At 59.6% G+C, this 14,767-nt stretch carries 14 protein-coding genes; 7 read left to right on the forward strand and 7 right to left on the reverse strand.

Features of this window, described 5'->3' with window-relative positions; genetic code table 11:
- Window positions 1-86 precede the first annotated feature (86 nt).
- The 4 genes from ICA16_RS04375 to ICA16_RS04390 all read left to right on the forward strand — a co-directional run bounded on the left by ICA16_RS04375 (window position 87) and on the right by ICA16_RS04390 (window position 4,521).
- Window positions 87-1,385: an MFS transporter gene (locus tag ICA16_RS04375; RefSeq protein WP_210700024.1), complete on the forward strand. Its 1,299-nt coding sequence runs from the start codon at window positions 87-89 to the stop codon at window positions 1,383-1,385.
- Between the two features lie 17 nt (window positions 1,386-1,402).
- Window positions 1,403-2,251 carry a transketolase gene (locus ICA16_RS04380; protein ID WP_210700025.1) on the forward strand — a complete coding sequence of 283 codons (849 nt, stop codon included), beginning with the start codon at window positions 1,403-1,405 and terminating at the stop codon, window positions 2,249-2,251.
- The gene (locus tag ICA16_RS04385; protein ID WP_210700026.1) at window positions 2,248-3,276 is read left to right on the forward strand and encodes a transketolase family protein; all 1,029 of its coding nucleotides are present in this window, start codon (window positions 2,248-2,250) and stop codon (window positions 3,274-3,276) included. The genes ICA16_RS04380 and ICA16_RS04385 overlap by 4 nt, the downstream gene beginning before the upstream one ends.
- Before the next feature lie 123 nt (window positions 3,277-3,399).
- The gene (locus tag ICA16_RS04390) at window positions 3,400-4,521 is read left to right on the forward strand and encodes an SMP-30/gluconolactonase/LRE family protein (protein ID WP_210700027.1); all 1,122 of its coding nucleotides are present in this window, start codon (window positions 3,400-3,402) and stop codon (window positions 4,519-4,521) included.
- A 144-nt stretch (window positions 4,522-4,665) separates the two neighbouring features.
- On the opposite strand, the gene ICA16_RS04395 is transcribed toward ICA16_RS04390, so the two are convergent.
- Entirely contained in the window at window positions 4,666-5,175 is a 510-nt protein-coding gene (locus ICA16_RS04395) for a nucleoside deaminase (protein WP_210700028.1), read from the reverse strand.
- Between the two features lie 31 nt (window positions 5,176-5,206).
- Entirely contained in the window at window positions 5,207-6,547 is a 1,341-nt protein-coding gene (locus ICA16_RS04400) for a nucleobase:cation symporter-2 family protein (protein ID WP_150615617.1), read from the reverse strand.
- Between the two features lie 223 nt (window positions 6,548-6,770).
- Between ICA16_RS04400 and ICA16_RS04405 the strand changes: the two genes are divergently transcribed.
- Window positions 6,771-7,685, forward strand: a complete 915-nt coding sequence (locus tag ICA16_RS04405; protein ID WP_210700176.1) for a LysR family transcriptional regulator — start codon at window positions 6,771-6,773, stop codon at window positions 7,683-7,685.
- A gap of 38 nt (window positions 7,686-7,723) precedes the next feature.
- Here the strand turns inward: ICA16_RS04405 and ICA16_RS04410 are convergent, their stop codons facing one another.
- Window positions 7,724-8,347 carry a dTMP kinase gene (locus ICA16_RS04410; protein ID WP_210700029.1) on the reverse strand — a complete coding sequence of 208 codons (624 nt, stop codon included), beginning with the start codon at window positions 8,345-8,347 and terminating at the stop codon, window positions 7,724-7,726.
- Between the two features lie 64 nt (window positions 8,348-8,411).
- A complete protein-coding gene (locus tag ICA16_RS04415; protein ID WP_210554786.1) occupies window positions 8,412-8,882 on the reverse strand; it encodes a MarR family winged helix-turn-helix transcriptional regulator in 471 nt (156 codons plus the stop codon).
- 292 nt (window positions 8,883-9,174) lie between these two features.
- On the opposite strand from ICA16_RS04415, the gene ICA16_RS04420 reads away from it, so the two are divergent.
- Window positions 9,175-10,128 carry a PDR/VanB family oxidoreductase gene (locus ICA16_RS04420; RefSeq protein ID WP_210700030.1) on the forward strand — a complete coding sequence of 318 codons (954 nt, stop codon included), beginning with the start codon at window positions 9,175-9,177 and terminating at the stop codon, window positions 10,126-10,128.
- Window positions 10,129-10,164: 36 nt separating this feature from the next.
- On the forward strand, window positions 10,165-11,244 hold the full coding sequence (locus ICA16_RS04425) for an aromatic ring-hydroxylating oxygenase subunit alpha (protein WP_210700031.1): 1,080 nt from the start codon (window positions 10,165-10,167) through the stop codon (window positions 11,242-11,244).
- Window positions 11,245-11,300: 56 nt separating this feature from the next.
- Here the strand turns inward: ICA16_RS04425 and ICA16_RS04430 are convergent, their stop codons facing one another.
- From ICA16_RS04430 to ICA16_RS04440, 3 genes are read right to left on the reverse strand one after another with little or no spacing between them, the layout of a single operon-like run.
- Window positions 11,301-12,944, reverse strand: a complete 1,644-nt coding sequence (locus ICA16_RS04430) for an arylsulfatase (RefSeq protein ID WP_210700032.1) — start codon at window positions 12,942-12,944, stop codon at window positions 11,301-11,303.
- A gap of 49 nt (window positions 12,945-12,993) precedes the next feature.
- Window positions 12,994-13,785 carry a cyclase family protein gene (locus ICA16_RS04435; RefSeq protein ID WP_210700033.1) on the reverse strand — a complete coding sequence of 264 codons (792 nt, stop codon included), beginning with the start codon at window positions 13,783-13,785 and terminating at the stop codon, window positions 12,994-12,996.
- The gene (locus ICA16_RS04440) at window positions 13,766-14,767 is read right to left on the reverse strand and encodes an NAD-dependent epimerase/dehydratase family protein (RefSeq protein WP_210700034.1); all 1,002 of its coding nucleotides are present in this window, start codon (window positions 14,765-14,767) and stop codon (window positions 13,766-13,768) included. Before ICA16_RS04440 ends, ICA16_RS04435 begins: the two co-directional genes overlap by 20 nt.

Below are 14,767 nucleotides of genomic sequence, written 5' to 3' on the forward strand. Positions count from 1 at the left end.
GCCTGTACGGTCCGTGCGGTTCTGGATCGATGACGCAGCCGGGCCTGATGGCCTGGCGGTCAATAAAAACAAGAGATCAGACCATCATGACTACCCTGTCGCTCGAAGCGGTTTCGACCGTGCGCTCCTCTGCCTATCGCAAAACGGCCTGGCGCCTGATGCCCTTCCTGATGCTGTGCTATTTGTGCGCCTATCTGGATCGGGTCAACGTCGGCTTCGCCAAGCTGCAAATGATGAACGATCTGGCCCTCAGCGAAACGGTCTACGGGCTGGGCGCCGGCGTGTTCTTCATCGGTTATTTCCTCTGCGAAGTGCCGAGCAACATCATCCTGCACAAGGTCGGTGCGCGCGTGTGGATCGCGCGGATCATGATCACCTGGGGCATCGTCTCGGCGCTGTTCGCCTTCGTCGAAACCGCGTGGCAATTCTATGCGCTGCGCTTTCTGCTGGGGATTGCCGAAGCCGGCCTGGCACCGGGCCTGTTGCTCTACCTCACCTACTGGTTTCCGTCCTACCGTCGGGCACGCATGACGGTGTTGTGGTTCATCGCCATTCCGCTGTCAGGCATGGTCGGTGGCCCGCTGTCCGGCTGGATCATGAACCACTTTGCAGGCGTGCATGGTTGGGCCGGCTGGCAGTGGATGTTCGTTCTGGAGGCGGTGCCAACCGTGGTCGTCGGGCTGCTGGTGCTGAGCTATCTGAAAGACGGCGTGCATCAGGCCACCTGGCTGAATGACGAAGAAAAAGCCTTGATCACCCGCGAGCTGGCTGAAGACGACCAGCAAAAAGTCACCCACGCCTCGGTTGGCGAATTCATTCGCGATCGCCGTCTGTGGCTGCTGGCGGCCATCTACTTCTGCGTGGTGATGGGCCAGTACGCAATCACCTTCTGGCTGCCCACACTGGTGCGCAATGCAGGGGTTTCCGACCCGCTGCACATCGGTTTCATGACCAGCCTGCCCTACCTGTGCGCCATCGTCGCGATGTTGTTGGTGGGCCGCAGTGGTGACAAACATCGCGAGCGCCGCTGGCACCTCATCGTGCCGATGATTGCCGGTGCGATCGGCTTGAGCCTGGCGGCGATGATGGGCGGCAACTCAACGCTGTCGATCCTCAGTCTGTGCCTGGCCGCTTCCGGCATTTTGTCGGCGACGTCGCTGTTCTGGATGCTGCCCACCACGCTGCTCGGCGGGGTGTCTGCCGCCGCTGGCATCGCCGCGGTCAACAGCTTCGCCAATCTCGCCGGGTTCTGCTCGCCTTATCTGATCGGCTGGATCACCACCCTGACCGGCTCCAGCGCCATCGGCATGTACCTGATTACGGGCGTGCTATTCCTCGGTGCCAGTCTGGTCCTGCGCATTCCCGCCGCCCTGGTCAATCGTTGAGTTAACGGAGTTTCATCATGACGACTAATCTTTCACACGCTGCATCCCTGAGTCTGACGGAGCGCGCGCACAACATTCGCCGCCATGCGCTGCGCATGGGCCAGGTCCAGGGTCAGGGCTACGTCGGCCAGGCACTCGGCGCTGCCGATCTGCTGGCGGTGTCTTACTTTCATGCGATGAATCATCGCCCCGCAGACCCTGAATGGGAGCAGCGCGATCGCTTCTACCTCTCCATCGGTCACTACGCCATTGCGCTGTACGCAGCGCTGATCGAAGCCGAGATCATCCCGCTCGAAGAGCTGGAAACCTACGGCTCGGACGACAGTCGCCTGCCGATGTCGGGCATGGCCGCCTACACCCCGGGCATGGAAATCACCGGCGGCTCGCTGGGCCAAGGCTTGGGCATCGCGGTTGGCGCCTGCCTGGGACTCAAGCGCAAAGGCTCGCCCTCCTTCGTCTACAACCTGCTGTCCGATGGCGAGTTGAACGAAGGCTCGACGTGGGAAGCGGTGATGTCGGCTTCGCACTGGAAGCTCGACAACCTGATCGCCATCGTCGACGTCAACAACCAGCAAGCCGACGGCCACTCCAGTGAAATCCTCTCGTTCGAACCCATCGTCGATCGCTGGCAGGCGTTTGGCTGGTTCACCCAGCGCGTCGACGGCAATGATCTGGAGGCGCTGGTCAGCGCGTTCGATGCTGCGCGCAATCACTCCGGCCGTCAGCCGCGGGTGATCATCTGCGACACCAAAATGGGCAAAGGCGTGCCCTTCCTGGAAACCCGCGAGAAAACCCACTTCATCCGTGTTGAAGAGCACGAATGGGACCTGGCGCTGCGCAATCTTGAAGAAGGAAAACACCAATGAACAACGCCGTCAAAACACCCATGACGACTGCCGAACCGGGCAAGAAACGCCTGACCACGTCGGCGATGATCGCGTCCATTGCTTCGGAGGGCCAAGCCACCAAAGCCGCGCCTTTCGGTCATGCGCTGGCGGCGCTGGCCGATCAACGCCAGGACATCGTCGGCCTGTCCGCCGACCTGTCCAAATACACCGACCTGCACATCTTCGCCAAGGCCCATCCGGACCGGTTCTATCAAATGGGCATGGCCGAGCAACTGCTGATGAGCGCAGCCGCAGGCATGGCCCGTGAAGGCTTCGTACCCTTTGCCACGACCTATGCGGTGTTCGCTTCACGGCGTGCTTATGACTTCATCTGCATGGCCATCGCCGAGGAAAACCTCAACGTCAAAATCGTCTGCGGCCTGCCCGGCCTCACCACCGGTTACGGCCCCAGCCATCAGGCCACCGATGATCTGGCCATCTTCCGTGCCATGCCCAACCTGATGATTGTCGACCCCTGCGATGCCCTGGAAATCGAACAGGCCGTACCCGCCATCGCCGCACATCAGGGGCCTGTATACATGCGTTTGCTGCGCGGTAATGTGCCGTTGGTGCTCGACGAATACGGCTATCAATTCGAGATCGGCAAAGCCAAAACCCTGCGCACGGGTAACGATGTGTTGATCATCTCTACCGGCCTGATGACCATGCGTGCACTGGAAGCCGCCAAGGAACTGCAAGCAGATGGCGTGGATGCCGCCGTGCTGCACGTACCGACGATAAAGCCGCTGGATGAGCACACCATTCTTACCGAAGCTCGCAAATCAGGTCGCCTGGTGGTCACTGCAGAAAACAGTTCGATTATTGGCGGACTCGGCGAGGCCGTTGCCGGGGTGCTGCTGCGTAACGGCGTCACGCCAACGTTCAGACAGATTGCCTTGCCCGATGCGTTTCTCGACGCGGGGGCATTGCCGACACTGCATGATCGTTACGGCATTTCGACCCAGGCCGTCTGCGCGCAGATCAAGCTCTGGCTTGACCGCTGACCTGTCAGGGCGCTTATGGACAAGCGCCCTACAACTTGAGCACAACGAACAACTTGTACGATGTCCTATCACAAGGTATTACTACGTCTCCCACAAAAAAAATAAAACCACGGAGATTGCTACATGGACTCATCCCTGTCCGCTCGACCTGAAAGCCCTGACCGAGCGCAAGGCAACACCCGCCGCAGCTTCCTGAAAAAGTCCCTTGCTGTTTCCGCCACACTCGCCACCGTCGGCAGTACCGCGCTAACCCGACTTTCCGAGGCCGCCGAACCCTTGAGTCAGCGCTACCCGGATCCGCTGATTCACATCCTCGACGACAGCTTCCTCGAGCTACGTGTGTTCAACGCCAGTGTTGAAAAACTTGCCACCGGTATGCGCTGGGCCGAAGGACCGGTGTGGGTCGGTGATGGCCGCTATTTGTTGGTCAGCGACATCCCCAATAATCGCATCATGCGCTGGGATGAAATCACCGACACCTTCACCGTGTACCGCGAACACTCCAACTTTTCCAACGGCATGTGCCGGGATCGCCAAGGGCGTCTGATTGTCTGCGAAGGCTCCACCACAACCAGCGAAGGCCGCCGCATCACGCGCACCGAATCCAATGGCACGATCACCGTGCTGGCCGACAGCTTCGACGGCAAGCCCTTCAATTCGCCCAACGACATCGTCTGCAACAGTGACGGTTCGATCTGGTTCACCGACCCGCCCTTCCAGACCAGCAACAACTACGAAGGCCACAAAGTCACCCCGAGCCAACCCCACGCCGTGTACCGCATCGACGGCGAGAGCAAAAAAGTCACGCGGGTCATCGACGATCTCAACGGTCCCAACGGCCTGTGCTTTTCTCCCGATGAAAAAACCCTGTACGTCGTCGAAGGTCGCGCCAAGCCCAATCGTCTGGTCTGGGCAATTGCCGTGAAGGACGACGGCACACTCGGCGAACGCCGCAAGCGCATTGAAGGGCTGGAATATGCCGCGATCGACGGCATCAAATGCGACGAAGCGGGCAACCTGTGGTGCGGCTGGGGCGGCAATGGTGATCCCAAGGCCGACCTGGAAAAACTCGACGGCGTGCGGGTTTTCAATCCTCAGGGCAAGGCCATCGGGCACATTTCGCTGCCAGAGCGCTGCCCGAATCTGTGCTTCGGGGGACGCGAAGGGAATCGGCTGTTCATGGCCAGCAGTCACTCGATCTATTCGCTTTTTGTGAATACTCGAGGGACTACGTTTGCGTTGTAAAAGCCAGGTTCGTTTTGCGACAGTTTCGTGAGTAGCGAAACGATTGACTGCCGCGCATCCGAGGATGCGCGGCATTCAAGCCTGTTTACTGTCCCCGCCTCGCTGGACATTGTGAGCGCAACGTCGCAGGTGCCCAACAGCAGTTTACGACCAGAACCCTTTATGCGGTTCAGCCGCCTCGCTCTCCAGCATCGGCCCCAACACACTGACCTTGCGCTGCCCCTTGGCGAACACCTCGCGGCACGGCAGCGAGAACGTCGGGTTCTCCGGATGGTCTCCCGTCAACCCCAGCAACGCATGCTCCGACAAGGCATAAACCACCCGCCCGATCCCCGTCCAATACACAGCGCCTGCGCACATGCAGCAAGGTTCGGCGCTGGTGTACAGCGTGCACAGTTCCAGCTCTTGCGGCGACAGCAGCTTGGCCGCTGCAGCCGCTGCAACCAGTTCGGCATGTTGGGTCGGATCACCCTCCGGCGGCATCGAGTTGTTGCCTGCCTCGACAATCACCTTACCGTTGCGGTCGGCTACCAATGCTGCGAACGGATGGCGGCCGCGCTGTTTCGATGCCTCGGACAAGGCAATGGTCTGGCGCAGCAATGTCAGGTCAAGATCGCTGACACCGGCCGGGATGAGCTGGGTAAATTGATTCATGGGTAACTCCTGGGCAGTGGAAAAAACACAGTCAGTCGGCCAGTTCAGCCGACGTAGCGCCGATGGTTTCGGTCGATTTTTTTTCGTTGTTGAGTAATAGATTGAGGACGATGGCGGTGATCGCACCGAGGAAAATCCCGCTGTCGAGCACCAGCTTCAGCGTTGGGCCGACGTGTTCGAACAGCGCCGGAAAGGACATCGGCAGCACGCCGACACTCACCGACACGGCGACGATGATGCCGTTGCGCGTCCCCTCGAATTGCACCCGCGACAGTTCCTGAATCCCCGCGACCGTAGTCATGCCGAACATCACGATCGCGCAGCCACCGAGCACCGGCGTCGGCACCGCCGCGATCAACGCGCCGAGTTTCGGGAACAAGCCCATCAGCACCATGATTGCCCCGGCAGCAGCGACGACGAAGCGGCTTTTAACGTTCGAAAGCGCAATCAAACCGGTGTTCTGGGTGAACGCGTTGTAGGGAAAACTGTTGAACAAGCCGCCGAGCATGGTCGACAAACCGTCGGCGCGAAACGCGTTGCCGAGGGTCTGTTGCGTGGTCGGTTTGCCGGTCAACTTGCCGATTGCCAGGCAGTTGCCGGTGGTCTCGGCCATGATCACCAGCATCGCCAGGGTCATGATCAGAATCGGTACCGGCGAGAATTCCGGCGCGCCGAATGCCATCGGCGCACTCAGCTCAAACCACGCCGCTTCGCTGACCCGGCTGAAGTGAGTCATGCCGCAAGCCGCTGCGATCAGACTGCCGACGAACAAGCCGATCAGCACGCTGAGGTTGCCGATAAAACCCCTGAATTTGGCATAGATAACCAGCGTCACACTGACCGTGGCCAAGCCCAGCAACAAGTTGGCGGGATTGCCAAAATCCGCCGAATCGGGATTACCGCCGCCCAACCAGATCGCAGCAGCAGGCATCAGCGAGATGCCGATAATGGTGATCAGACTGCCAATCACCACCGGCGGAAAAAACCGCAGCAAACGGCTGAACACCGGCGCCAGCGCAATGGTGATAAATCCTGCCGCGATCACCGCACCGAAAATCTGACTGAGGCCGAACTCCTTGCCGATCATGATCATCGGCGCCAGCGCAATAAACGAGCAGCCCTGAATCAGCGGCAGACGCGCGCCGAACTTCCAGAAACCGAGGGTTTGAATCAACGTCGCCACACCAGAGGTCAACAGGTTGGCGTTGATCAACAACACCACCTGCGCCGAAGTCAGGCCCATCGCACTGCCAAGAATCAGCGGCACCGCGACTGCTCCCGCGTACATCACCAAAACATGCTGCAAGCCAAACGTGAACAACTGGCGCAGCGGCAAAACCTCGTCCACCGGATGAATGCGTTGTGTGGTCATTTCACACGCTCCTGAAGGTGCGGCATCTATTGAGATCGCGGGCATGCTCAGGGGCGTTTGAAGGTACATCGCCCCGGAGATCGTTTGACGCGGGGTCATATTTGAACGTTTATTACGATGAAACAAATTGGCAACCATCGCTTTTTTCGATGGCACTTACACGGCACAATCAGGCATTCGCCAGACGCTGATAACCCTCACCTTCGACCCGGGAGTCCACCGCTTGCGCTTCTCACTCGATCAACTGTTGATGTTCGTCCAAGTGGTCAAAAGCGGATCGTTTTCCGCCGCCGGGCGCAAACTGGGCAAGACCCAATCGACCATCAGCGCGGCGATTGCCAACCTCGAAACCGACCTCGGCGTCGACCTGTTCGACCGCAGCAACCGCAGCCCTGCCCTCACCGCCAGTGGCCACAAATTGCTGCGGCAGGCCGAGGCCGTGCTCGAACGCTGCATGACCTTTGAAGCCCACGCCGACTGCCTGTCGGACGACGTCGAACCCAGCCTGACGCTCGCGATTGAAACGCCGTACGGCCCGATCATGTCCGTACTCAAAGCCTTCGAAGAAGCGTTCCCCTTCGTCGATCTGATCATCCGCCACCCGGTGTACGGCGATGTCAGCGAGCTCGTCAGCAGCGGCGAAGCCATACTCGGCGTGGCGTTTTCACAGCCCGACTACCCCAATGAGCTGGCGTTCCAGCAACTGGGCAAACTGATCATGCTGCACGTCTGCCATCCCGATCACCCGCTGGCGCAACTCGACAACGTCAGCTTCGAGGATCTGCACGTCCATCGACGCCTGGCGTTCAGCGCCCACGCGAGCAAACTGCCCAGCAGCGAATACCTGCGCTCGACGCAGCTGTGGCAGGCAGAAAGCTATCTGGCTTTACTGGAAATGGTGCGCGCCGGCCTCGGTTGGGCCACCCTGCCCCGTCAACTCATCCAGCGCGAACTGACCAGAGGGGAGTTGGTAGAACTTCAACTCTCGGCCTACCCGCACACCGACTGGCAAATAGGCGTGGACCTTTTGTGGGCTCGCCAGCGGCCCTTGGGCAAGGCTGAACGCTGGCTGAAAGAGAAATTGCAGGAAAACAAAGTTTTTGAGCTGGATCGAAATGGACAGATCACCACGCTGTGACGACGCTGAAAATGGCGCTCAATTGAGAGATTGATCAGTCATCGGTCACGCCTCCCAAGCACTCCATAGATCTCAGATACCACCTGCATCGTTGCCTCTTCGATTGTTCCTTCATTGCGGCATAGAACCCAACCGTGATCGGCTGCCGCTTGCTCGAACAATTCGGTACACAAAACGTGCTCTGCATATTTCTGAATCACAGTGCCGCCCAGTCCTCGCGATCGTGTCGCTGCCCTCGCCCATGAAATCTCCGGGTCGGTAACGACGCCGACATGCAGGTCTGGCACTCGTACGTCTCGATCCATGTTCAACTGGAGAATGTCGGCAAACGGGACTGTTTGCCGAAACGCGGCGTCAGACGGATACCAGCGATCAATCAGGATGATGCTGTCTGGCGGTTGTTCAGTGAGCACATGCCGGGAAATCCAGCTGCGGCTTTCAGCAAAGGCCCGGCACACAACCCACTCCAGATCCCTGGAGGGATTTCGGGCGAGATTGTTGACCAGGGCCATGGTTTCTGCCCTGTAGGGATCCCGTTTTCTCTCGCAAAGCCGAACAACTTTGTTGTTGTCGGCCCTCAGCACTTTCGCGACGGCCTCCAACAGTGTGGTTTTACCGGTGCCCTTGGGCCCATCCAGAGAGACGAACAGCTGACGATTCATTGTTCACATAATGTTGGATTTAGAGTTTATGGCTCTGCACGTTCGCTGGCAGCGTCTCCTCACCTCACGCGTCACCAGGGTCATAGCTGTTGACGTTCGGCACTTGCAAATGCAGGCGGCCGAGCAAATCAACCAGCGTGTCGATCTCTGCTGCCGAGAGCCCGCTTAACAGGCGAGACTCACGTTCGAGTGCCACTTTCAGCACGCGGTCGTGCAGTTCTTTGCCGCTGGCCGTCAACCGGACAGTCGAACGCCGGGCATCTGCCGGATCAGGCCGACTGGTGATTCGTCCGGCCGCCTCCAGCGTCTGCAATGAGCGACTGACAGCGCTTTTGTCGAGCCCGATGGCTTGGCAGATGCGGTTGGCGGAGATATCGGATTCAACAGCCAGCATTGAAAGCATCCGCCATTCAACCACGCCAATTCCGAAATGTTTGCGATAGCACTGGGAGGCCCCAGTGGCGAGTTTGTTCGCCAGGAACGTCACCAGGCCAGGCACATAACGCGACAGGTTGAGTTGTGTTTCGGTAGGCATAAAGAAAACACCGAAGGTCAAAGATCTCTAATATTAGTTGACACCGCAACCAAATCGGATAAGGATTTACTCAGCCAAGCGATGCGTGCAATGCCCGCATACTACGCCGTAGCACCACCTCAAAAAAATAATTATCAGGTCTTGCTCATGAATCCTTGTCCGTTGCGCCCTTCCCTGACGAATGCAACTTCTGCCCTTCCCTGCGCCTTTTCTCCTGGCTGATTTGTAGCCCGCACGCGCGCTTTTTCACCCTTGTTTTTTCAGCAGCCACTTCAGTGTGGAGGGAGAAGTCATGTTTGAAGTCAACGTCACCCGCAAAGAGATCGAAGCTGAAGGTATTTGCAGCTTCGAGCTCTGTGCCAACGACGGCAGCCCGTTGCCCCCTTTCGAGGCAGGTGCGCACATCGACGTTCACATTGCCGGCGGCCTCACGCGCCAATACTCGCTATGCAATGACCCCACGGAGCGTCATCGCTATTTGATCAGCGTGCTCAAGGATCCGGCCTCGCGTGGCGGCTCCCGCGCCATGCACGAGCGGGTCAGCCAAGGCCAGACACTCAGCATCAGCGCGCCGCGCAACCTGTTTTCACTCGCACCCGCAGCCAAGCGGCACCTTTTGTTTGGCGGCGGTATTGGCATCACGCCAATGCTGGCAATGGCACATGAGCTTCACCGTCAGGGCGCGGATTTCGAATTGCATTACTGCTTTAGATCCACAGAGCGCGCTGCCTTCATTCAGTGGTTCGGGCAAGCGCCATTCGCCAGTCGCGTGTACTTGCACGACGACAGCGGCTCGCCTGAACAGAAACTTGATGCCGCCGCCCTGTTAGCGACGCCGGGCTGTGCGAGCCACCTTTACGTATGCGGCCCGTCAGGGTTCATGAGTTTCATTCTGGACACTGCACAAGCAGCCAACTGGCCCGAAGACCGGGTGCACCGAGAGTTTTTCGCCGCTGCACCAGTCGATCAAAGCGCTGATACGCCGTTTGAAGTGCAGATAGCCAGCAGCGGGCAGATATTCCACATCCCCGCCGACCGGACTGTTTTCGAGGTACTCGATGAGGCCGGTATTGAAATCGAAACCTCCTGCGAGCAAGGCGTCTGCGGCACCTGTGTCACGCGTCTGCTCGATGGCATTGGTGATCATCGTGACCAGTTTTTGACTGCCGCAGAACACGCCGCCAATGACCGTTTCACCCCGTGCTGCTCACGTGCCAAATCGCCCCGCCTGGTATTGGACCTTTGACCTGAACCGAGCATTGCCCGCTCGCCGGAGAACACCATGACGACTGCCGCCCTGCCCCTTGCCCACGAGATTGCGCCGCCCACCCTATCGAGTTTCCCACTCGATCAATGGTACGTCGCCGCGCTCGGTTGGGAGCTGAAGGATCAACCCATTGGCCGCACGCTGCTGAACAAATCCGTGGTGCTGTTTCGCACCGCCGATAACCAGGTCGCCGCACTGGAAGACCGCTGCTGTCACCGGGCCCTCCCACTGTCCAACGGCACGCTGGAAGAACGTGGCTTGCGCTGCGGCTATCACGGCCTGTTGTTCAACGAGGGCGGCAAGTGCATCGAAATTCCCGGCCAGGACAGGATTCCGAGCAAGGCGAAAGTGCCCGCCTACCACGTGCGCGAGCAGGACCAGATCATCTGGATCTGGTTCGGTAGCGCCGAGCATCCTGAGCCGACATTCGCGCCGCCCACCTACGACGTCCATAGCAGTGGCAAATACCTGTTCGACGGTGATGTCTATCACTACGACGCGCCCTATCAGCTCATCCACGACAACCTCATGGACCTCAGCCATCTGGGCTACGTCCATTTACGCACCATCGGCGGCAACGCCAGCATTCATATGAACGCGCAGATGAACGTGGACGGTGACGACTCGATGGTCCGCGTGGTTCGGCACATGCCCGACTCCGTGCCACCGCCGACCTACACCGCAGCCTATCCGTTCAAGGGCAACGTTGATCGCTGGCAGGAAATCGAATTTCACATCAATCACCTGCGCATCTGGACCGGGGCGGTAGACGCAGGCACGGACAATCTGAACGACCCCGACCGCGCCGGCTTCCATATGCGCGGTTTTCACGGCGTGACACCAGAAACCGAAAGCTCAAGCCACTACTTCTGGACCATAGCCACCAACCCTGAAAATGATCCGCAGGCGGTCATGGCCAAAGTGCTCGAGCAGACCATGTTGACGTTCGACGAAGACAAGGTGGTAATCGAAGCCCAGTACCAGAACATGTGCCGCTTCGGCACACGCCCGATGATCGATATTCATGTCGATGTAGGCGCCAACCGTGCTCGCAGAATCATCGAGCGACTGCGCAACGGCCCCGTTCAAGGCTGACGATGCATCACCCAGCCGCCGCCAACAGCGCGTGGCGGCTGGGTGGTTGCGCCGTATCAGCGCGGCGCGAAGACCACGCCGACCTGCGCGGCATACTTCAGCCAGGCGGCCTTGAGCCGTTCGACGGTTTGCGGTTGGGCACCCGCCAGGTCATGGGTTTCACCGCGATCCTGTGCGACATCAAACAACTGCCATTGGGGCGGCTGCGCGTGGTCGCCGAATCCCGCCTGCGGGCGCATGCCCAACAACTTGAGGTTGCCCTCGCGATAGTAGGCGTTGCCGAACAACTCTGCGGCCAGAATGCCATCGCCGTGGGGGCTGCCTTTGCCCGTCAGCAGGGGCAGGATAGATTTGCCGGTGATCGGGTGCTTGCCCGCCTCGCTCGGCAAGCTGATGCCCGCCAACTCGAGAAAGGTCGGCGCCAGGTCATCCACCCGTGCCACGCCCCGTTCCACGCCCTGACGACGCAGTGTCCTGGGCAGTTGAACAATCGCCGGAACGCTGATCCCGCCTTCGGCAGTGGTGCCCTTGAACAGGTGAAACGGTGCTGCGCTGACTTCGGCCCAACGCATGCCATAGTCGATCTGCGAACTTGGTTGGCCGAGGTTCGCCAAGCGGTTATCGGTTTTTGCGCCGGGGGGATAGAACTGCGCATGGTTTTCAGCGGCCGCGCCGTTGTCAGACATGAACACGATCAGCGTGTTGTCGTACTGGCCGCTCTCGCGCAGATACTCGATCAGGCGGCCAATGTTGTGGTCGAGGTTGTCGACCATCGCCGCGTAGATTTCCATTTTTCGCGCTTCAAACTGTTGCTGCTCAGCCGTTAGCTGGTCCCAGCCCGGCAGTTTTGGATTGACCGGCAAGGGTTGCGCCGGTTGCGCGTCCTTTGCCAGCAAACCGAGCGTCTTCATCCGCTCGATCCGCGTCTGGCGCACGTTGTCGTAGCCCTGATCGAAGCGGCCGCGGTATTTATCCAGATACTCCTTGGGCGCCTGCAACGGCCAATGCGGTGAGGTATAGGCTGCGTAGGCGAAAAAAGGCTTGCCTTGGCTTTTGGTGTTTTGCAGATAACCGATCAGCTTATCGGTGTAGAAATCGCTGGAATAAAAACTGTCGGGCACCTGCACCGCCCGGCCGTTTTCCCGATAATGCACCTGCTCCAGTTTGCTCGGTTCAACGCTAGAAGGCTTGAAGTGCGACGCGCCGCCCTCCAGCAAGGTGAACGACTGCTCGAATCCGCGCTGATCGGGGCCCTGATCAGCCTCCAGACCCAAGTGCCATTTACCGACCATGAGCGTTTGGTAACCGCCATTCTTGAGCAGCTCGGCCACCGAGTAGACACGTTGATTCAGATACCCCTCATACCCCGGTTTGCCGCGTTGAAACGGCTGCAGCGCTTCGGCCATGGTGCCAAGCCCGGCGAGGTGATTATCGGTGCCGGACATCAGCATCGAACGGGTGATCGAACAGGTCGGCGCGGCGTACATGCTGGTGAACTGCAAGCCCTCGCGCGCCAGTGAATCGAGGGTGGGCGTGTTGATTTCACCGCCAAAACTGCCGAGGTCGGAATAACCCAGATCGTCGGCGACGATCAGCAGGATGTTCGGTGGCGTCGACTCCGCAGTGGCAGCCATCGCCAGGCTGCTCCCCAGCGTCAGCGCGCCTAGCAGCAGGCTTAAAGGCATTCGCAGAAAAGGCATGGTTTCTCTCTTGTTGTTTGATCAAAATGCCACGGGCAGCAGCGGCAACTCACTCCTCGAAGATCGCCACCGCGCGCACGAATCCGGCCGATGCGTGTTTGATTTTGTAGGGGAAGCACGACACCACGAAGCCATTGGCCGGCAAGGTTTCAAGATTGGCCAGTTTTTCCATTTGCCCGTAGCCGATATCACGCCCGGCCTTGTGCCCTTCCCAGATGATCGAGGCGTCGCCGCTGGCGGCGAATCGCTCGCGGGTGTACTTGAACGGCGCGTCCCAACTCCAGGCGTCGGTGCCGACTACCCGCACACCGCGCTCCAGCAAATACATCGTGGCTTCACGGCCGATCCCGACGCCGGCATCCAGATAGCCGGGCTGACCGAACAATTCGCCGGCACGGGTATTGATCAACACGATATCCAGTGGCTGCAACACATGGTCGATACGGGCCAGCTCCGCTTCGACTTCTTGCGCGGTCACCACATGGCCGTCGGGCATGTGCCGAAAATCCAGTTTGACCCCCGCTTGCAGGCACCAGTCCAGCGGCAATTCGTCGATACCGAATGCCGGTTGGCCGCCATCGGTGGTCGACGCGTAATGCCACGGCGCGTCCATGTGCGTGCCGCTGTGGGTGGTGATTTGCAGACGCTCGGCGGCCCATGACTCTTTACCCGGCATCTGCTCCAGTTGCAGCCCGGGAAACATCGCGGCCATTTCTGGCCAGCCCTGCTGGTGATCCATGTAATCGATCTTCGGCAGCAACGGCGGCGGATCGGTGTAAGGGTTATTGTCGAGCGTGACCGAGAGGTCGACCAGGCGACGTTTAGGCTTGGCTGGCTGCATGAAGGGAATCTCCAGTAATCGATAAATGCCGAGGGGCGGCGGGGTTCAGTGAGTTGCGAATCAACGTGGCGGCGTTGCCGTCATGGCTGAAACCCGCGGCACGCGCCTGTGGGGTTTTCAACGGTGGCAGACGCCCGAACAGCGCTTCCAACTGACTGTCGGGGACGTAAGTGATCAGGTTGCGGCGTTCCTGCCCATAACTCGCCGCCAAGGCATCGACCACTTGGGCAATCGACAGATGCAGTACCGGCAATTGCCACACCCGTTGCGATTCGAGTTCGTGGTGATCCAGCTCAGCGGCGTGCATCAGGTTGTTCACGCAGCAGCGCACCGACATCCACCAAGCAGTGGCCTCGGCGGAAACCGGGCAACGATAGGACTCGCCTTCGGCAAAGGCGCGCAGCAAGTCACTCATGAACGCCGAGCGTAATCCGTTGGGTTCGCGCGGGCGGGCAACGATGCCAGGCAGGCGCAGTGCGCGCCCGTCCACTTCCCCGCGCCTGGCCAGGTCGACAATGACACTCTCGACCATGGCCTTGTGCGTGCCGTAAGAAAGCTCCGGATGCAGCGGTGCCTGCTCATTCATGCGCACAGGCAATTCGCCGCCGTAGACCGCGACACTGCTGGCGTACACCAGCACCGGCGGCTGGGTTTTGTTGCGCAACTGATCGAGTAATTCGAGGCTCGCCAAGAGGTTGACCTGGTAGCCCTGCGTGTAATGTTCTTCCGCCGCGCCACCAGCAATGCTCGCCAGGTGAAAAACCACATCAATGCCATCGGCGAGCACCCGGCGCATTAACGCGGCGTCGGTAATATTGCCGCGATGACGGCGCAAGCGCGGATCGTCCGGCAGGCCTTGCAAGTCAGTGTCCAGCACCAGCATCGAAACAATGATCCGTCCACGCACGCTGCCCTTCGCCAGCAGACAGCGCACCAGTTCGCGCCCGACGAAGCCGTTGGCCCCGGTAATCAACACACGCAT

This window comes from Pseudomonas anatoliensis (assembly GCF_017976235.1).
Classification (GTDB): domain Bacteria; phylum Pseudomonadota; class Gammaproteobacteria; order Pseudomonadales; family Pseudomonadaceae; genus Aquipseudomonas; species Aquipseudomonas anatoliensis.